Here is a 19,292-nt window from a genome sequence, read left to right as displayed (position 1 = left end):
AGGGAAACCTCGCAGCGAAGTAGGCCGGTCCCGCGGATGACAACCTCTACCGAGAAGGTACTTCGGTATGTCCTGATGAGCGGAAACGCCCGATTAGGAAGCGGGAGAAACACCTGCTACAGTAGAGGAACCGAACACGCCAAGCGCGCTCCGCAGGTCACTGATCTGGTCCGAGAAGCCCAAGATGTGATTCGGAAACTGACAGCCTCGGCACGAAGGCCCACACATGTGGTTCGGGATGTCGTGAGCGTCCGATGTTTGAGAACTCAACAGCGTGCCGAAATTCGATGCCAAGTTTTTGACCTCGTTTGAGGTTCCTTTGGTAGATGGACGATTCAACGTCATGTTGTTTTGTCTTTTTGCTGGGGTTGCAAATTTTTCTACGGAGAGTTTGATCCTGGCTCAGGACGAACGCTGGCGGCGTGCTTAACACATGCAAGTCGAACGATGAAGCCCAGCTTGCTGGGTGGATTAGTGGCGAACGGGTGAGTAACACGTGAGTAACCTGCCCTTCACTCTGGGATAACTCCGGGAAACCGGGGCTAATACTGGATATGACTCCTCCTCGCATGGGGTGGGAGTGGAAAGCTTTTGTGGTGGAGGATGGACTCGCGGCCTATCAGCTTGTTGGTGAGGTAGTGGCTCACCAAGGCGACGACGGGTAGCCGGCCTGAGAGGGCGACCGGCCACACTGGGACTGAGACACGGCCCAGACTCCTACGGGAGGCAGCAGTGGGGAATATTGCACAATGGGCGAAAGCCTGATGCAGCGACGCCGCGTGAGGGATGAAGGCCTTCGGGTTGTAAACCTCTTTCAGCTCTGAAGAAGCGAAAGTGACGGTAGGAGCAGAAGAAGCACCGGCTAACTACGTGCCAGCAGCCGCGGTAATACGTAGGGTGCGAGCGTTGTCCGGAATTATTGGGCGTAAAGAGCTTGTAGGTGGTTTGTCGCGTCTGCGGTGAAATCCCAACGCTTAACGTTGGGCTTGCCGTGGGTACGGGCAGACTAGAGTGTGGTAGGGGAGACTGGAATTCCTGGTGTAGCGGTGAAATGCGCAGATATCAGGAGGAACACCGATGGCGAAGGCAGGTCTCTGGGCCATAACTGACACTGAGAAGCGAAAGCATGGGGAGCGAACAGGATTAGATACCCTGGTAGTCCATGCCGTAAACGTTGGGCGCTAGGTGTGGGGCTCATTCCACGAGTTCCGTGCCGCAGCTAACGCATTAAGCGCCCCGCCTGGGGAGTACGGCCGCAAGGCTAAAACTCAAAGGAATTGACGGGGGCCCGCACAAGCGGCGGAGCATGCGGATTAATTCGATGCAACGCGAAGAACCTTACCAAGGCTTGACATACACCGGAAACACTCAGAGATGGGTGCCCCGCAAGGTCGGTGTACAGGTGGTGCATGGTTGTCGTCAGCTCGTGTCGTGAGATGTTGGGTTAAGTCCCGCAACGAGCGCAACCCTCGTTCTATGTTGCCAGCGCGTGATGGCGGGGACTCATAGGAGACTGCCGGGGTCAACTCGGAGGAAGGTGGGGATGACGTCAAATCATCATGCCCCTTATGTCTTGGGCTTCACGCATGCTACAATGGCTGGTACAAAGGGCTGCGATACCGCGAGGTGGAGCGAATCCCAAAAAACCGGTCTCAGTTCGGATTGGGGTCTGCAACTCGACCCCATGAAGTCGGAGTCGCTAGTAATCGCAGATCAGCAACGCTGCGGTGAATACGTTCCCGGGCCTTGTACACACCGCCCGTCAAGTCACGAAAGTCGGTAACACCCGAAGCCGGTGGCCTAACCCTTGTGGGGGGAGCCGTCGAAGGTGGGACTGGCGATTGGGACTAAGTCGTAACAAGGTAGCCGTACCGGAAGGTGCGGCTGGATCACCTCCTTTCTAAGGAGCATATGCCTCTGCACCACCGTTCGTGTGGTGGGGGTGCTCAAGGGTGGAACATCGAATGGGTCGCGTCTGGTTGGCGCTGCTGGCGAGTACGGCTGTCATGCTTCTCCTGGTGGGGAGTGTGGTGGTGGGGAAAGTTGGTGGTGTTGGCTGGGTGTGGTGGCGCGCTGTTGGGTCCTGAGACATCGGGCCGGCTGCTGGTGGGGTCTCCTGTGTGGGGGTCGTGCTGGTGGTGGGACTGGTTGTCTTGGTTGTGCCTGGACTGCTGATAGCTCGAGCGTGTGCTTGGGTGTGTAGGTGGTTGGGGTTTGTGTTTTGAGAACTACACAGTGGACGCGAGCATCTTTGTGGCCAAGTTTTTAAGGGCGCACGGTGGATGCCTTGGCACCAGGAACCGATGAAGGACGTAGGAATCTGCGATAAGCCTCGGGGAGTCGATAACCAGACTGTGATCCGAGGATTTCCGAATGGGGAAACCCGGCTGGAGTTTATGTCCAGTCACCTGCACCTGAATATATAGGGTGTGTGGAGGGAACGTGGGGAAGTGAAACATCTCAGTACCCACAGGAAGAGAAAACAACAGTGATTCCGTCAGTAGTGGCGAGCGAACGCGGAAGAGGCTAAACCGGTCGTGTGTGATACCTGTCAGGGGTTGCACGGTCGGGGTTGTGGGACTTGTCTGCCCGTACTGACATGCGGGCGCACAGTGAGAAATCTTGTTCGTAGGCGAACGGTCTTGAAAGGCCGGGCATAGAGGGTGTTACCCCCGTAGCCGAAACGTTCGAGACTGTGGATGAGTATCCCAAGTAGCACGGGGCCCGAGAAATCCCGTGTGAATCTGGCGGGACCACCCGCTAAGCCTAAATATTCCCTGGTGACCGATAGCGGACTAGTACCGTGAGGGAAAGGTGAAAAGTACCCCGGGAGGGGAGTGAAATAGATCCTGAAACCGTGCGCTTACAATCCGTTGGAGCCTCTTTGTGGGGTGACAGCGTGCCTTTTGAAGAATGAGCCTGCGAGTTAGTGCTCAGTGGCGAGGTTAACCCGTGTGGGGAAGCCGTAGCGAAAGCGAGTCCGAATAGGGCGTCAGAGTCGCTGGGTCTAGACCCGAAGCGAAGTGATCTACCCATGGCCAGGTTGAAGCGCGGGTAAGACCGCGTGGAGGACCGAACCCACCTAGGTTGAAAACTGGGGGGATGAGCTGTGGGTAGGGGTGAAAGGCCAATCAAACTTCGTGATAGCTGGTTCTCCCCGAAATGCATTTAGGTGCAGCGTCACGTGTTTCTTACCGGAGGTAGAGCTACTGGATGGCTAATGGGCCTCACCAGGTTACTGACGTCAGCCAAACTCCGAATGCCGGTAAGTGAGAGCGTGGCAGTGAGACTGCGGGGGATAAGCTCCGTAGTCGAGAGGGAAACAGCCCAGATCACCAGCTAAGGCCCCTAAGCGTGTGCTAAGTGGAAAAGGATGTGAAGTTGCTGTGACAACCAGGAGGTTGGCTTAGAAGCAGCCACCCTTTAAAGAGTGCGTAATAGCTCACTGGTCAAGTGATTTTGCGCCGACAATGTAGCGGGGCTCAAGCACACCGCCGAAGCTGTGGCATTGACACATTGCCAAGCCTTTGTGGTTCAGGCGTGTCGATGGGTAGGGGAGCGTCGTGTGGCGAGTGAAGCGGCGGAGTGATCCAGCCGTGGACGCTACGCGAGTGAGAATGCAGGCATGAGTAGCGAATGACGGGTGAGAAACCCGTCCGCCGAATAACCAAGGGTTCCAGGGTCAAGTTAATCTGCCCTGGGTAAGTCGGGACCTAAGGCGAGGCCGACAGGCGTAGTCGATGGACATCCGGTTGATATTCCGGAACCGGCGCAGTACCGCCCCTAGCGAGGCTGGTGATACTAAACCTGGTGAAGCTTCTCTTAACCGCCTTCGGGTGGGTGAGGAGTGGATGAGGTGACCTGAGCCAGTAGTAGTTAAGCGATGGAGTGACGCAGGAAGGTAGCCTCCGCGTGGCGATGGTTGTCCACGTCCAAGGATGTAGCCCTGTGTGTAGGTAAATCCGCACACTGTACGGGTGAGATCTGATAGTGACCGCGTATGCGGGAAGAGGGTGATCCTATGCTGCCGAGAAAAGCTTCTAGCGAGGGACTGAGCCGCCCGTACCCCAAACCGACTCAGGTGGTTAGGTAGAGAATACCAAGGCGATCGAGTGAATCGTGGTTAAGGAATTCGGCAAAATGCCCCCGTAACTTCGGGAGAAGGGGGGCCATGATCGTGACGCACCTTGCGTGTTGAGCGTGAGTGGCCGCAGAGACCAGGGGGAAGCGACTGTTTACTAAAAACACAGGTCCGTGCGAAGAAGTAATTCGATGTATACGGACTGACGCCTGCCCGGTGCTGGAACGTTAAGGGGACCGGTTAGCCTTACGGCGAAGCTGAGAACTTAAGCGCCAGTAAACGGCGGTGGTAACTATAACCATCCTAAGGTAGCGAAATTCCTTGTCGGGTAAGTTCCGACCTGCACGAATGGCGTAACGACTTCCCCACTGTCTCAACCGCGAACTCGGCGAAATTGCATTACGAGTAAAGATGCTCGTTACGCGCAGCAGGACGGAAAGACCCCGGGACCTTTACTATAGCTTGGTATTGGTGTTCGGTACGGCTTGTGTAGGATAGGTGGGAGACTGTGAAGCATGCACGCCAGTGTGTGTGGAGTCATCGTTGAAATACCACTCTGGTCGTTCTGGATATCTAACCTCGGTCCGTGATCCGGATCAGGGACAGTGCCTGGTGGGTAGTTTAACTGGGGCGGTTGCCTCCTAAAGGGTAACGGAGGCGCCCAAAGGTTCCCTCAGCCTGGTTGGCAATCAGGTTTCGAGTGTAAGTGCACAAGGGAGCTTGACTGTGAGACAGACATGTCGAGCAGGGACGAAAGTCGGGACTAGTGACCCGGCGGTGGCTTGTGGAAGCGCCGTCGCTCAACGGATAAAAGGTACCCCGGGGATAACAGGCTGATCTTGCCCAAGAGTTCATATCGACGGCATGGTTTGGCACCTCGATGTCGGCTCGTCGCATCCTGGGGCTGGAGTAGGTCCCAAGGGTTGGGCTGTTCGCCCATTAAAGCGGTACGCGAGCTGGGTTTAGAACGTCGTGAGACAGTTCGGTCCCTATCCGCTGTGCGCGTAGGAAACTTGAGAAGGGCTGTCCCTAGTACGAGAGGACCGGGATGGACGAACCTCTGGTGTGTCAGTTGTTCTGCCAAGGGCACCGCTGATTAGCTACGTTCGGAAGTGATAACCGCTGAAAGCATCTAAGCGGGAAGCACGCTTCAAGATGAGGTTTCCATGCCCCTTGTGGGTGAGAGGCTCCCAGCTAGACTACTGGGTTGATAGGCCGGATGTGGAAGCACAGCAATGTGTGGAGCTGACCGGTACTAATAAGCCGATGACTTGACCCGAAGATTGCTCGCGTCCACTGTGTAGTTCCCGACACACAAACCATTCAGGTGGTTTGACAAGTCGATAGAGTTACGGCGGTCATAGCGTCAGGGAAACGCCCGGTCCCATTCCGAACCCGGAAGCTAAGCCTGACAGCGCCGATGGTACTGCACTGGAGACGGTGTGGGAGAGTAGGACGCCGCCGGACAACCATTGTGGGGAAGCCCCGGACCACCAGGTCCGGGGCTTTTCTGCGTTCCGATCCGCTCTGCTTTTCGGTCGTGCCTGGCTCTGAGCTCCGGCGGCGCCCCGCGGCTGCGGCATACTGGAGCACGACGACCTGCATAGTGACCTGCCCGGCACGCGCCGGCGACGTGGAGGAGAAGGACCGTGACGGACAACGCCCACCAGAGCGACCGGGACCGTGCGCGTCGACCGTCAGGTCCGCGCGGGGGGGAGCGTCGCCCTTACCAGCGGCGCGAAGGTGGCGGGGCTGGCCGGCCCGAGCGTGAGGGTGGAGAGCGTCGTCCCTATCGGCGGCGTGATGGTGGCGGGGCTGGCCGGCCCGAGCGTGAGGGTGGAGAGCGGCGTCCCTACCAACAGCGTGATGGTGGTGAACGCCGTGGTCATGCCCCGCGCGGCGGTCAGGGCAGCCGCGACCGTCGGCGGGAGGGCCAGGCCGCGGCGCCCGAGCAGCGGGGTGGTTCACGTCTCGTCCCCACCCAGGGGCGGCTGCCCGAGCCGGCCATCCACGAGGACGTGACGGGCTTCGAGCTGGACCGTGCCGTCAAGAACCAGCTGCGGACGCTCAGCAAGGAGAATGCCGAGGGCGTCGGTCAGCACCTGGTGATGGCGGCGCGACTGCTCGACGTGGACGAGGACGGCGCCTTGGCCCACGCGGAGACCGCGGTGCGCCGCGCCGGGCGGGTCGCGGCCGCGCGTGAGGCCCTCGGCCTCGTGCACTACCGACGGCAGGAGTGGGCCAAGGCGCTCAACGAGTTCCGCACCGCACGTCGCCTCTCGGGCTCGAACCACCTGCTGCCGTTCATGGTCGACTGCGAGCGCGCCCTCGGCCGGCCGGACAAGGCCCTCGAGCTGGCGCAGAGCCCCCAGGCGGGGGCGCTGCCGCAGGAGGACCGCATCGAGCTGCTCATCGTCATCTCCGGCATCCGCCGCGACCTTGGTCAGCTCGATGCCGCCAAGGTGGAGCTGGAGGTCCCGGCCCTGCGGCAGGGGACGACCAAGCCGTGGTATCCGAGGCTCGCCTACGCGTACGCGGATGCTCTGCTGGCCCTCGGGGACGAAGCGGGCGCCCTCGAGTGGTTCCACCGCTCCGCGTCGACCGACCACGAGGCCGAGACCGACGCCGACGAGCGGATCGCCGAGCTCGAGGGCTTCACCTTCACCGACCTGCTGGAGGGTGAGGACGACGATCCGGAGGCTGAAGCCGACGCCCGGACCGACGGCTCTACGGAGGGTCCTCGTGTCTGACCGCGCCCTGATCGAGGGCTTTCGTGGCCTGGTGGTCGACCTCGACGGCGTCGTCTACCGCGGACCCCACCCCGTGCCTCACGCCGCGGACGCGCTGGGCGCGGCGGTGGCCGACGGCCTGCAGGTGATGTACGCGACCAACAACGCCGGGCGCCCAGCGGACGCGGTCGCGCAGCACCTGCACGAGCTCGGCGTCCGCACCGACCCCGAGCACGTGGTGACGAGCGCCCAGGCAGGAGCGGCGCTCCTGGCGCGGCAGGTGGAGCCCGGCTCCACGGTCCTCGCCGTCGGGGGCCCGGGCGTGGCGACGGCCCTGCGGCAGGTGGGCCTGACCCCAGTCAGCCCTCAGGACCGGATCGACGATCCCGCCGTCGCGGGACGGGTTGCGGCCGTCCTCCAGGGTTACGGCACCGAGCTCAGCTGGTCCGACCTCAAGGAGACGGCGTACGCCGTGGCGGCGGGCGCGGTCTGGATGGCCACCAACGTCGACCTCACCATCCCCACGGACCGGGGGATCGCCCCAGGCAACGGCTCTGCCGTGCAAGCCGTCGTCAACGCCGTGGGGCGCGACCCGCAGGTTGCGGGCAAGCCGCACCCGCCGCTGTACCTCATGTGTGCCGAGCGAGCGGGCGGGGACGTCACGAGCATGCTCGCGATCGGCGACCGGCTCGACACGGACATCGAGGGCGCGAACGCCGCCGGCATGCAGAGCCTGCACGTGCTGACGGGGGTCGACGGGCTCGTGGCCCTGGCCGGTGCCGACGAGCAGCTCCGGCCGACCTATCTCGGGCTGGACCTGCGCGCCCTGCGGGAGCCGTATGTCGCAGCGCGGGTCGAGGTGGCCGCGGAGCAGGTGACGGCGCGTTGCGGCGACACGCAGGCAACCGTCTCCGGCAGCGGGGACGAGGCGTCCTTGGCGGTCGACGACGGCGCGGTCGTCGAGCGGGCCCGCGCGGCGGTCGCCGCGGTCTGGGCGGCCCGCGACCACGGGCGGGTCGGCATACCTCTGTCCTCGTCCCTGACCGCGGTCCTGGACGCGCTCGACCCCCGGTGACCACCGTCATCCCCGAGGCTGTCCGACCCCGCGGCTAGGGTGGCCATGACGACCACCGAAGGAGCGCCATGACCGAGTCCCCTGGGAGCGCCACCCCGGCGGCGATGGGTGCCGGCCCCGACGGGCGCGACCCGACCGTCGAGGCCGCCCTGCGTGCCCTGGAGGAGGCGGCCGGCGGGGACGACCCCCAAGCCCAGATCGCGGCGGCCCAGCACGTCCATGACGTCCTGCAGGGTCGCCTCTCCGGGGTCAGCGGGGCGTGAGCGTGGCCCGGTTGGACGCGGAGCTCGTGCGCCGCGGACTGGCACGGTCACGGGGCCAGGCCCGGGAGCTGGTCGACGCCGGTCGCGTCAGCGTGGGCGGGCGCGAGGTGCGCAAGGCCTCGCATCCCGTCGAGGTGCACGACGCGGTGGAGGTCGCCGGGCAGATCGACCCGTGGGTCAGCCGGGCGGCGCACAAGCTGCTGGGTGCGCTGGAGGCCTTCCCGGCGGTGCAGGTGCGCGGCCGACGGTGCATCGACGTCGGCGCCAGCACCGGGGGCTTCACCCAGGTGCTGCTCGACCGCGGCGCCGCGTCGGTGTGCGCGCTCGACGTCGGGCACGGCCAGCTGGACCCCTCCCTCGCCCGTGATCCGCGCGTGGACGAGCGCAGCGGCACGTCTGTGCGCGACGTCGGTGCGCAGGACCTCGCCGGCCCCTTCGAGCTGCTGGTCACGGACCTGAGCTTCATCTCCTTGACCCTCGTGAGCGGTCGCCTCGCCGACCTGGTGCAGGTGGGAGGCGAGGCCGTGGCGCTGGTCAAGCCACAGTTCGAGGTGGGACGCACCCGCCGCGGCAAGCGTGGCGTCGTGCGCGACGCCGGTCACCGCGGCGACGCCGTGGTGGCGGTGCTGGAGTCGTTGGCGGGCGCCGGGCTCCATCCCCGAGGCCTCGCCGCGAGCCCGCTGCGCGGGACGGACGGCAACGACGAGTACCTTCTGTGGTGCGTGCGGTCGGACGGGCCGGCGCCACCCCTGGCGCCCTGGCGGGCCCGCGCCGAGGTCCTGACCACCGGACGCGGGGCGGACGACGCGGCGCCGTCACCGGCCGGGCCCCCGCCGCCCGTCGCGGCCGCGCACGTCGACCACACGCCGCAGACCTATCGAGGAGAGCATCCGTGAGCCGCCGAGTCCTGCTGGTCGTCCACCACCGCCGCCCCGAGGCGCTCGACCTGGCGCGCGCGCTCGCCGAGCGGCTGCGCGAGGCGGGGGTCACCTCGGTGATCAACGCCGCGGACCTGCGCGGCTTCGCGCGGCGGCTGGACGACGTCGTGGAGGCGGCGGGCCACGACGAGGCGGCCGGGTGCGAGCTCGTGTGCGTGCTGGGCGGCGACGGCACGATCCTGCGGGGCGCCGAGCTGGCTCGCGAGCACGGCACCCCGGTGCTCGGGGTCAACCTCGGCCACGTGGGCTTCCTCGCGGAGGCGGAGCGCGAGCACTTCCCGGACGTGGTGGAGCGCATCGTGCACCGCGACTACGTCGTGGAGGAGCGCATGACCTTGGACGTGGTGGTGCGGCAGGGCGAGGACGAGGTGCAGCGCACCTGGGCGCTCAACGAGGCCACCGTCGAGAAGGCCTCGCGCCAACGGATGCTCGAGCTGGCCATGGAGATCGACGGACGCCCGCTGTCGACCTGGGGCTGCGACGGCGTCGTCATGGCCACCCCCACCGGGTCGACGGCCTACGCCTTCTCCGCGGGTGGCCCGGTCGTGTGGCCCACCGTCGCGGCGATCCTCGTGGTGCCGCTGTCCGCCCACGCGTTGTTCGCCCGGCCCCTGGTGCTGGACCCGTCGGCCCAGGTCGCCGTGGAGCTGCTGCCGGACCAGGAGGGCACGGGCGTCCTGTGGTGCGACGGGCGCCGGACCGTGGACCTGCCGCGCGGGGCCCGGGTGGAGGTGTGCCGGGGGCAGACACCCGTGCGCCTCGCCCGTCTCGCGACCGCGCCCTTCACCGACCGCCTGGTGCGCAAGTTCGACCTGTCCATCGTCGGCTGGCGCGGCCAGGGCCGCGTGCGGGAGCAGTGAGCGATGCTGCGCGACATCACGATCCGCGGTCTCGGGGTGATCGACGAGGCCGTGCTGGACCTCGCGCCCGGCCTCAACGTCGTCACGGGCGAGACGGGCGCGGGCAAGACGATGGTCGTCACCGGTCTCGGGCTCCTGCTCGGCGGTCGCGCTGACAGCGAGCTCGTGCGTACCGGCGCCGACCGCACCAGCGTCGAGGGCTTCGCCGACCTGGAGGCCGACCACCCGGCGCTCGTCCGAGCCGCGGAGGCCGGCGCTGACGTCACCGACGGGCTCATCCTGGCCCGAAGCGTCGCGGCCCAGGGGCGCTCGCGGGCGCACCTCGGCGGCCGGTCCGTGCCCATCAGCACCCTCTCCGAGGTGGGGGAGCGGCTCGTGGCGGTGCACGGCCAGGCCGACCAGTGGCGGCTGCGCAGCGCCGAGGAGCACCGCGTGGTGCTCGACGGCTTCGAGCCCGAGGTCGGTCGGCTCCTCGAGGACTTCCAGCGGCGGTATGACGAGCACCACGCCCTGGCGGCGGAGGCGGACCGGCTGCGGTCGGCGGCCCGCGAGCGCGCCCGAGAGGCCGAAGGGCTCCGCGTGGCCCTCGAGGAGATCGAGGCCGTCGACCCGCAGCCGGGTGAGGACGAGGAGCTGCGGGGCGAGGACGACCGCCTGTCCCACGCCGACGCCCTGCGCGACGGCGCGTCCCGCGCGCACGCCCTGCTGGCGGGCGACGACAGCGCCTGGGACGGTGCCTCGGGCGGAGCGCTGGCCGCCCTCGGCGAGGCCGTCTCGGCGCTCGAGCCGTGGACCGGGCACGACCCGGCGCTGGCGGACCTGCACCGTCGGCTCGCCGAGCTGACCTACGTCGCGTCCGACCTGACGACCGACGTCGCGGGCTACCTCACGGACGTCGAGGTCGACCCGGGGCGACTGTCGTGGGTGCAGGAGCGCCGGGCCGAGCTCACCCGTCTCCAGCGCAAGTACGGCGACACCGTGGAGGAGGTCCTGGCCTGGTCCCGGGATGCCAGCCGCACCCTGCTGACGCTCGAGGGGGACGACGCCCGCATCGAGGAGATCGAGGCCCGGCTGGCCCAGCTCACGCCCCGGCTCGGTGCCGCCGGCGCGGCCCTGCACGACGCCCGAGCCGCCGCGGCCGAGCGACTCGGCGCCGCGGTCACGGCCGAGCTGCGACGACTGTCCATGCCCCGCGCCCACCTGGTCGTGGGGGTGACCACCCAGGCCCACGAGCGCGGTCTGGAGCTGCCGTCCGGCGAACGCGTCCGCTACTCTCGCAACGGGATCGACGAGGTAGACATCGCGCTCGCGGCCAACGCCGGAGCGCCGCCGCGCACGGTGACGCGGGCCGCCTCCGGGGGCGAGCTGTCCCGCGTCATGCTCGCCATCGAGGTCGTGACCCACGGCGGCTCCTCCACCGTGCCGACCTTCGTCTTCGACGAGGTCGACGCCGGCATCGGCGGCAAGGCCGGGGTCGAGGTGGGCGCCCGGCTCGCCGAGCTGGCGCGCGAGGCCCAGGTCATCGTCGTGACCCACCTTGCGCAGGTCGCGGCCTATGCCGACCGGCACCTCGTCGTCCGCAAGGCGGACGACGGTCAGGTGGCAGCGAGCGGCGTCGTGGAGGTCGCCGGCGACGAGCGGGTGCGCGAGCTGGCGCGGATGATGAGCGGGGACGAGAGCGGCGCCGCGGTCGAGCACGCCCAGCAGCTCCTGGCGAGCGCACAGGAGCGCGTCAACGAGCCGCGGGAGGGCACCTGATCATGGCCCGCAGCACACCGTGGCACGATGGATGACGATGTCCCAGCTTCCCCACTTCCGTCGATCCCTCCCCGAGGATCCGACGGCCGGCACGCACACGGTCCGTGTCGACCGTCGCACCAAGGACCTCACGAAGCGCCTGCGGCCCGGGGACATCGCGGTCATCGACCACGCGGACATCGACCGGGTCAGCGCCGAGGCGCTCGTGGCCTGCCGGCCCGCCGCCGTGCTCAACGCCGCACGCTCCACCACCGGGCGCTACCCCAACCTCGGTCCGCAGATCCTGCTCGACGCCGGCATACCGCACGTCGACGGTCTCGGCCCGGAGGTCATGCAGGTCAAGGAGGGGACGGTCGCCGAGCTCGTGGACGCGACCCTGGTCGTCGACGGGCGCAGCGTGGTGACCGGTCACCGGCAGTCGGCCGAGAGCATCGAGGCCGCCCAGACCCTCGCGCGCATCGGCTTGTCCAACCAGCTCGAGGCCTTCGCGGCCAACACGATGGAGTACCTCAAGAAGGAGCGCGCGCTGCTCCTCGACGGAGTCGGGATCCCCGACATCGACACGGCCATCGCCGGTCGGCACGTGCTGGTGGTCGTGCGCGGCTACCACTACAAGGAGGACCTGCGGGCCCTGCAGCACTACGTCAAGGAGTACCGCCCCGTGCTCATCGGGGTCGACGGCGGCGCCGACGCCCTGCTCGAGCTGGGGCACCGGCCCGACCTGATCGTCGGCGACATGGACTCCGTCAGCGACCAGGCCCTGACCAGCGGGGCGGAGATCGTCGTCCACGCCTATCGCGACGGTCGCGCACCGGGCCTCGACCGGGTCCGCGCGCTGGGCCTGGCCCCCGTCGTCTTCCCCGCCACCGGCACCAGCGAGGACATCGCCATGCTCCTCGCCGACGACGCCGGGGCCACGCTGATCGTGGCCGTCGGCACGCATGCGACGCTCGTCGAGTTCCTGGACAAGGGGCGCGAGGGGATGGCCAGCACCTTCCTCACCCGCCTGCGGGTCGGCGGCAAGCTCGTCGACGCCAAGGGGGTGTCGCGGCTCTACCGCACGCGCATCTCGAGCGCGTCGCTCGTCCTGCTCGTCCTCGCCGGCCTGCTGGCGCTCGGCGTCGCCCTGTCGGTCACGCCCGGCGGCCAGGCGATGCTGCAGGCGGTCATGGCACGGTGGGACGACCTCATCTCCTGGCTCGGGGGGCTCCCCACGTGATCGACTTCCGCTACCACCTCGTGTCCGTCATCGCGATCTTCATGGCCTTGGCCGTGGGCATCGTGCTGGGCGCGGGCCCTCTCAAGGAGGACATCGGCACCACGCTGACCTCCGAGATCACCAAGCTCCGGGAGGACAAGACCGCCCTCAACCAGGAGCTCACCGCCGCCCGCCGATCCGTCGCGGCGGGCGAGAGCTACGCCACGGCCAGCCGCCCGCAGCTGCTCGCTGGCCGGCTCGCCGACCGCCGGGTCGTCGTGGTCGCCGCCGCGGGTGCGGACGAGCAGGTCGTCAGCGGGGTGCAGACGGCCCTGACCGAGTCGGGCGCTGCCGTGGCCTCCGTCGTGCGGCTCAGCGACGCGTGGACGCGCCCGGACTCCTCGGGGAGCTCACCGACTCCGTGCGTCAGGCCGCCGAGGTCCTGCAGATCGACGCGCGCACCGTCGGTGAGGGCCTGCTGCCCGGGACGGTCCTCGGGCGGGCCACCCTCACCGGGACGACCCAGGGCCGAGGCCAGGGCGACGCCGCCCGCGCCCGCCAGGCCCTCGAGGTGCTCCGCGGCAAGGGTCTGGTCAGCGTGCGCGGCGAGGACCCGACGGAAGCCACCCTCATGGTGACGGTGGCCGCCCCCATGGTGGCCAGCACCGCGACGGGCACCGGCCCGCAGGTGCGGGCCTATGCCCGGCTCGTCCGGGGCGCGGACGCCGTGTCCAACGGCTCCGTCCTCGTGTCGCCGACGCGCCCCACCGATGACCCCGACAACCTCAGCGCCGCCGCAGTGGTGAGCGGCGTCCGCGCGGACCGGGCCGCGGCGGCCGCTGTCTCCACCGTCGACGACGCGGACCGCGCCGTCGGGCAGGTCGCGACCGCCGTCGCGCTCGCGGCCCAGCAGCAAGGTGGTGCCGGTCGGTACGGCACCGGCTCGGACGCCGAGTCCGTCGTCCCCGACCTCGGTCGGTGACCGGCGTGCCCGCCCTGCCCGCCCGGCCGTCCCTGCCCGCCTCGCCACGACCGGGACCGATCGTCGCGGCCGGACTGTCCGCCGTCACGGCGCGGTGCGCCGCCGCCGTCGCGCGCCGCCACCCCCCGCTCGGCCACGCGGTCTGGGAGCGCACCAACCACGCGGGGCGCGCGGTCACCCTCCTCGAGGGGCCCGCCTGGGCGCTGGGAGCCGCTGTGCCCCTCGCCCTCGACCCGTCCCGCGCCGCATGCGCAGGGCTGCTCGCCACCGCCGCCGCCGCCGCCCTCGGCGCCCTGGACGACCACGCCGGCACGACCTCCGTCAAGGGGCTGCGCGGCCACCTCGGCGCCCTCCGTCGCGGCGAGATCACCACGGGCGCGGTCAAGATCGTAGGCCTGGCCGCCGCCGGGGCCCTCGCCACCGCAGTGATCGACAGGCCCCGACGGCACCGCTCCACACGGGGTGGGACGACCGAGCTGGTGGAGGCGGTCGTGGGGGCGGGCGTCGTGGCGGCCTCGGCCAACCTCGCCAACCTGTTCGACCTGCGGCCCGGCAGGGCCCTCAAGGTCGTCCTGCTCACGGCTCCGATCACCGCGGTCCTCGGTCCCGGCCCCGCGACGCTCGCCGCCGCTGCCGCCGGAGCCTCGCTGGGCATGCTGCCGGACGACCTGGCCGGCCGGTCGATGCTGGGCGACACGGGGGCCAACGCCGCGGGGGCGCTGCTCGGGACGGCGGTCGTCGCCGGCTGCCGGCTCCCCGCGAGGGCCCTGGCGCTCGCCATACTCTCAAGCCTGGTGCTCGCGAGCGAGCGCGTGAGCTTCAGCGCCGTGATCGAGGCGAGCCCGGTGCTGCGCGCGGTCGACGCGTGGGGCCGCGCCACGTGAGCGCCCGCGCGGTGCGGGGGATCGCGGCGGCCAGCGGACTGATCGCCGTCCTGACCCTGCTGGCGCGCGTCGTCGGGTTCGGCCGGTGGCTGACCTTCTCTGGGCAGGTCGGGGCGGGATGCGTGGGCACGGCCTACGCCGCCGCCAACACCGTGCCCAACGTCCTCTACGAGGTCGCCGCCGGAGGGGCCCTGGCGGCGGTCGCGGTGCCCGTCGTGGCGGGCTACCTCGCTGACGACGACCACGACCGCGCGGACCAGGTGGTCTCGGCACTGCTGACCTGGGCCTGCGTGGTCCTCGTGCCCCTCGCCGTGGTCCTGGCCTTCGTCGCCGCGCCGGTCGCGGGTTTCCTGCTGCCCGACGAGGCGTGCGCGTCGCAGCGCGAGCTCGCCACCCGCATGCTGTGGTGGTTCGCCCCGCAGATCCCCCTCTACGGCATCGGCGTCGTCGCCGCTGGCGCCTTGCAGGCCCGTCGGCGCTTCGCCTGGCCCGCCCTGGTGCCGCTGCTGTCCAGCCTCGTCGTGATCGCCGCCTACGTCGCCTACGGCCGTATGGCGCCCCCCGGCGCCACGGGGGCGACGCTGCCGGACGGGGCCGTGGCGGCGCTGGCGGGCGGCACGACGCTCGGGGTGGTCACCCTGAGCCTGCCGCTCCTGGTCCCCTTGTGGCGCAGCGGTGCTCGGCTGTGCCCCACCCTGCGCCTGCCCGACGATGCGGGGCGCCGGGTGCGCCGTCTCGCCGTCGCCGGGATCATCGCCCTGCTCGCGCAGCAGGTCGCCGTGCTGGCCACCGTGTGGATCGCCGACCACCGCGGCGGGACGGGCGTGCTCAACGTCTACCAGTACGTCCAGGCGGTCTACGTCCTCCCCTACGCCGTGCTGGCTGTCCCCGTGGCGACGGCGGTGCTCCCCTCCCTCACGCAGCGTGGCGGACAGCGGGCTCCGGTGACCCCCGAGCTCTCCGCCCGGCTGGGCAGGTCGGTGCGCGTCGTGGCCCTGTCGGGCTCGCTCGGGGCCGCCGTCCTCGTGGCGGCCGCCCCGGCGGTGGGTCGCTTCTTCGCGACCATCGATGCGGGCCGGCACCACGGGCAGGGGCCCGACCTCGCGACCAGCGTCGACCTGGGCCTGACCAGCTTCGCCCCCGGCCTGCTCGGCTACGGGCTCGTGGCCCTGCTGACGCGCGCCCTCTACGTCCGAGGCCGTCCCTCGGTCGCCGCCAGGTGGACGGCGGCGGGCTGGCTCCTGGCGGCGGCGGTGCCGTTCGTCCTCACGGCGGGCTCCGCCACGGCCGGCTCCACGATCACCGCCCTCGGGGTGGCGAGCAGCGTCGGGATGACCGTCGCCGGGGCCGGGCTGCTCGCGGCCGTGCGTCGCGCCTGGGGGACCGCGACCACGGCCGGGCTGACCCGGACCGTGGCGGGCGCCGCGCTCGCCATACCCGTGGCCGGTGTGGCCGGGCGCCTCGCCACAGCCTGGTGGCCCACGGCAGGCATGCCCGGCACGGCGGACGCCGGCGGCGTCGCCGGGCCCGTCGCCCTCGGTGTCGCGAGCGGGGTGGTCGCGCTCGCCGTGTGGCTGGGTGCGGCGGCCGCCCTGGATCGGGTGGGCGTGCGGGCGCTCGTCGGCGCTGTCCGGGGGGCGGTCCGTCAGGGCGGTTGATCCACGTTCGTGGTGAACTACTGCCATGCGCATCCTCCTGGTCGTGGGTACAAGCTCCGGCGGCATGGGACGGCACGTCCACGGACTCGTCCAGGGCCTCGTCGCCCGTGGGCACGACGTCATGGTCGGGTGCCCCCAGTCGGCCGACGAGCTCTTCGCCTACGGCGCCACCGGTGCCCGCGTGGTCCACCTGCCCATCTCGGACCGGCCGCACCCCGCCAACGACCTGCGGGCCCACCAGACGCTGCGCGCCCTCATCGACGGCGCCGACGTCGTCCACGCCCACGGCCTGCGCGCCGGGGCGCTGTGCTCCCTCGCCCGCACCGGGCACCTGGCCCCGCTCATCGTCACCCTGCACAACGCCACGCCCGACAGCTCCTGGCTGGGCGGCGTCTACAACACCCTGGACCGGCTCGTCGCCAGCAAGGCCGACCTGGTCCTCACCGTCAGCCGGGACCTCGAGGAGCGTCAGCGCGAGCTGGGCGCCCGCCGGGTCGAGCACGCCGTCATCCCGGCGCCGGCGTTCTCCGGGGCGCGGGCAGACCGGGAGACCGTGCGTCGGCAGCTGGGCGTCGACGACGACACCACCCTCGCCGTCGTCGTGGCGCGCCTCACCACGCAGAAGGGCCTGCCGGTGCTGCTCGACGCCGCCGCGCGGCTCAAGAACAGCGGGATCCGCTTCGTCATCGCGGGGGAGGGGCCGATGCGGCACGACCTCGAGACCGACATCGCCGAGCGCGGCCTGCCGGTGCGGCTGCTCGGCGACCGCCGTGACGTGCCGGACCTGCTCGCGGCCGCCGACCTGGTCGTCAGCTCGGCCAACTGGGAGGGGCAGCCGCTCGCCCTGCAGGAGGCGCTGGAGGCCGGCGCCGCCATCGTCGCCACCGACGCCGGCGGCACCGCGGCCGTCGTCGGGTCCGCGGGGGTGCTCGTCCCCGTCGGCGACGCCGAGGCGCTCGCGGACGCGGTGGCGCGGGTGGCGCAGGACCCCGCCGAGCGAGAGGACCTGCGCGCCCGCGCCCTCGCGCGGGCGCAGGCACTGCCCACGCAGGACGACGCGGTGGACGCCGCGCTGTCGCAGTATGCCCTGTGCGTGCAAGACAGTCGTCGCTGAGGGCATGCGGTCGGCATACGGCCTGTCGTCCCGAGGTCACGGAATGATGACGTACCATCGAACTCCGTGGTGGACACCAAGCACATCTTCGTGACCGGAGGCGTTGCCTCGTCGCTCGGCAAGGGGCTCACGGCCTCCAGCCTCGGACATCTGCTCCGCGCCCGTGGGCTGCGCGTGACGATGCAGAAGCTCGACCCCTACATCAACGTCGACCCCGGCACGATGAACCCCTTCCAGCACGGTGAGGTCTTCGTCACCGAGGACGGGGCCGAGACCGACCTGGACATCGGCCACTACGAGCGCTTCCTGGACGTCAACCTCGTCGGTCGCGCCAACGTCACCACCGGCCAGGTCTACAACAACGTCCTCGCCCGGGAGCGGCGCGGGGAGTACCTCGGCGACACCGTCCAGGTGATCCCGCACATCACCAACGAGATCAAGGACCGGATGCGCGAGCCCGCCACCTTGGGCAAGGACGCTCCGGACATCATCATCACCGAGATCGGCGGTACCGTCGGCGACATCGAGTCGCTGCCCTTCCTCGAGGCGGCCCGGCAGGTGCGGCACGAGATCGGCCGCGACAACAGCTTCTTCCTGCACGTCTCGCTCGTGCCCTATCTCGCGCCGAGCGGTGAGCTCAAGACCAAGCCGACGCAGCACTCCGTCGCCGCGCTGCGCCAGGTCGGCATCCAGCCCGACGGGCTCGTGCTGCGCGCCGACCGGGAGATCCCCGAGGGCATCAAGAAGAAGATCTCGCTCATGTGCGACGTCGACGCCGAGGGCGTGTGCGCCTGCGTCGACGCCCCCTCGATCTACGACATCCCCAAGGTCGTCCACCGCGAGCAGCTCGACGCCTATGTCATCCGACGACTCGGGCTGAAGTTCCGCGACGTCAACTGGAAGGACTGGGACCAGCTGCTGCAGCGGGTCCATCAGCCCGCCCACCAGGTCGAGATCGCCCTCGTCGGCAAGTACATCGACCTGCCGGACGCCTACCTGTCGGTGACCGAGGCGCTGCGCGCCGGCGGCTTCGACCACGACGCGCGGGTCAACATCCGCTGGGTCGCCTCCGACACGTGCGACACCCCCGAGGGTGCCGAGGCGGCGCTCGCCGGGGTGGACGCGGTGCTGGTGCCGGGCGGCTTCGGGGTCCGGGGGATCGAGGGCAAGCTGGGCGCGCTGCAGTGGGCCCGCGAGCACAAGGTCCCCACCCTCGGCATCTGCCTGGGCCTGCAGTGCATGGTCATCGAGGCGGCCCGCAACCTCGCGGGCATCCAGGAGGCGTCCTCCTCGGAGTTCGACCCGCAGTCCCCGGCGCCGGTCATCGCCACCATGGCCGAGCAGAAGGCCTTCGTGGAGGGTGCGGGCGACCTGGGCGGCACGATGCGCCTGGGGGCCTACCCCGCCCGCCTCGCCAAGGGCTCGGTCGTGGCCACCGCCTACGGCACCCAGAAGGTCAGCGAGCGCCACCGCCACCGCTACGAGGTCAACAACGCCTACCGCGAGCAGCTGGAGGCGGCCGGCCTGGTCTTCTCCGGCACCTCGCCCGACGGCTCCCTCGTGGAGTTCGTCGAGCTCCCGCGCGAGGTCCACCCCTACTACGTCGCCACCCAGGCGCACCCGGAGTTCAAGAGCCGTCCGCACCGCGCGCACCCGCTCTTCGCCGGCCTGGTCGGCGCGGCCCTGGAGGCGCGCGGGATCGAGGTCGCGGCCTCCGCGCCCCGTCGTTTCGCTTCGGACCGGGCCTGAGAC

At 69.3% G+C, this 19,292-nt stretch carries 12 protein-coding genes, 3 rRNA genes and 1 pseudogene; all 16 read left to right on the top strand.

Translation table 11 applies throughout. The features are described 5' to 3' along the window. Positions 1-379 precede the first annotated feature (379 nt). The 16 genes and pseudogenes from ACF3NS_RS13500 (at position 380) to ACF3NS_RS13425 (ending at position 19,289) form a co-directional block, all read left to right on the top strand. A 16S ribosomal RNA gene (locus tag ACF3NS_RS13500) occupies positions 380-1,900 on the top strand. 355 nt (positions 1,901-2,255) lie between these two features. After that, positions 2,256-5,360 (top strand): 23S ribosomal RNA (locus ACF3NS_RS13495). Between the two features lie 71 nt (positions 5,361-5,431). Next, positions 5,432-5,548, top strand: a 5S ribosomal RNA gene (rrf, locus tag ACF3NS_RS13490). The 16S, 23S and 5S rRNA genes sit together here, the layout of an rRNA operon. Before the next feature lie 551 nt (positions 5,549-6,099). Beyond that, positions 6,100-6,831, top strand: coding sequence for a hypothetical protein (locus ACF3NS_RS13485; protein WP_392466627.1), 732 nt, complete (start codon positions 6,100-6,102; stop codon positions 6,829-6,831). Then, the gene (locus tag ACF3NS_RS13480) at positions 6,824-7,885 is read left to right on the top strand and encodes an HAD-IIA family hydrolase (RefSeq protein ID WP_392466625.1); all 1,062 of its coding nucleotides are present in this window, start codon (positions 6,824-6,826) and stop codon (positions 7,883-7,885) included. Before ACF3NS_RS13485 ends, ACF3NS_RS13480 begins: the two co-directional genes overlap by 8 nt. A 68-nt stretch (positions 7,886-7,953) precedes the next feature. After that, complete coding sequence (locus ACF3NS_RS13475; RefSeq protein WP_154593107.1) at positions 7,954-8,148, top strand: hypothetical protein; 195 nt, start codon at positions 7,954-7,956, stop codon at positions 8,146-8,148. Positions 8,149-8,150: 2 nt separating this feature from the next. Next, positions 8,151-9,044: a TlyA family RNA methyltransferase gene (locus ACF3NS_RS13470; RefSeq protein ID WP_392466623.1), complete on the top strand. Its 894-nt coding sequence runs from the start codon at positions 8,151-8,153 to the stop codon at positions 9,042-9,044. After that, on the top strand, positions 9,041-9,946 hold the full coding sequence (locus ACF3NS_RS13465; RefSeq protein ID WP_288798257.1) for an NAD kinase: 906 nt from the start codon (positions 9,041-9,043) through the stop codon (positions 9,944-9,946). The genes ACF3NS_RS13470 and ACF3NS_RS13465 overlap by 4 nt, the downstream gene beginning before the upstream one ends. A gap of 3 nt (positions 9,947-9,949) precedes the next feature. After that, positions 9,950-11,704 (top strand): DNA repair protein RecN, encoded by a 1,755-nt coding sequence (recN, locus tag ACF3NS_RS13460; RefSeq protein WP_392466620.1) that lies wholly within the window; start codon positions 9,950-9,952, stop codon positions 11,702-11,704. Positions 11,705-11,741: 37 nt separating this feature from the next. Then, the gene (gene steA, locus ACF3NS_RS13455; RefSeq protein WP_392466617.1) at positions 11,742-12,923 is read left to right on the top strand and encodes a putative cytokinetic ring protein SteA; all 1,182 of its coding nucleotides are present in this window, start codon (positions 11,742-11,744) and stop codon (positions 12,921-12,923) included. A 41-nt stretch (positions 12,924-12,964) separates the two neighbouring features. Continuing rightward, positions 12,965-13,246, top strand: a pseudogene (locus ACF3NS_RS13450) (copper transporter); the annotation flags it as partial. A 38-nt stretch (positions 13,247-13,284) separates the two neighbouring features. Continuing rightward, positions 13,285-13,884, top strand: coding sequence for a copper transporter (locus tag ACF3NS_RS13445; RefSeq protein ID WP_392466615.1), 600 nt, complete (start codon positions 13,285-13,287; stop codon positions 13,882-13,884). A 5-nt stretch (positions 13,885-13,889) separates the two neighbouring features. Continuing rightward, positions 13,890-14,768 carry a hypothetical protein gene (locus tag ACF3NS_RS13440; RefSeq protein ID WP_392466613.1) on the top strand — a complete coding sequence of 293 codons (879 nt, stop codon included), beginning with the start codon at positions 13,890-13,892 and terminating at the stop codon, positions 14,766-14,768. Beyond that, positions 14,765-16,426: a murein biosynthesis integral membrane protein MurJ gene (murJ, locus tag ACF3NS_RS13435; RefSeq protein WP_392466611.1), complete on the top strand. Its 1,662-nt coding sequence runs from the start codon at positions 14,765-14,767 to the stop codon at positions 16,424-16,426. The genes ACF3NS_RS13440 and murJ overlap by 4 nt, the downstream gene beginning before the upstream one ends. Positions 16,427-16,451: 25 nt before the next feature. Further along, positions 16,452-17,540, top strand: coding sequence for a glycosyltransferase (locus ACF3NS_RS13430; protein ID WP_154593112.1), 1,089 nt, complete (start codon positions 16,452-16,454; stop codon positions 17,538-17,540). A gap of 66 nt (positions 17,541-17,606) precedes the next feature. Continuing rightward, positions 17,607-19,289 (top strand): CTP synthase, encoded by a 1,683-nt coding sequence (locus ACF3NS_RS13425; protein WP_311966500.1) that lies wholly within the window; start codon positions 17,607-17,609, stop codon positions 19,287-19,289. Positions 19,290-19,292 lie beyond the last annotated feature (3 nt).

Source organism: Arsenicicoccus cauae (genome assembly GCF_043162025.1).
Taxonomy (GTDB): domain Bacteria; phylum Actinomycetota; class Actinomycetes; order Actinomycetales; family Dermatophilaceae; genus Arsenicicoccus; species Arsenicicoccus cauae.
This window is presented reverse-complemented; position numbering and strand designations above follow the sequence as displayed.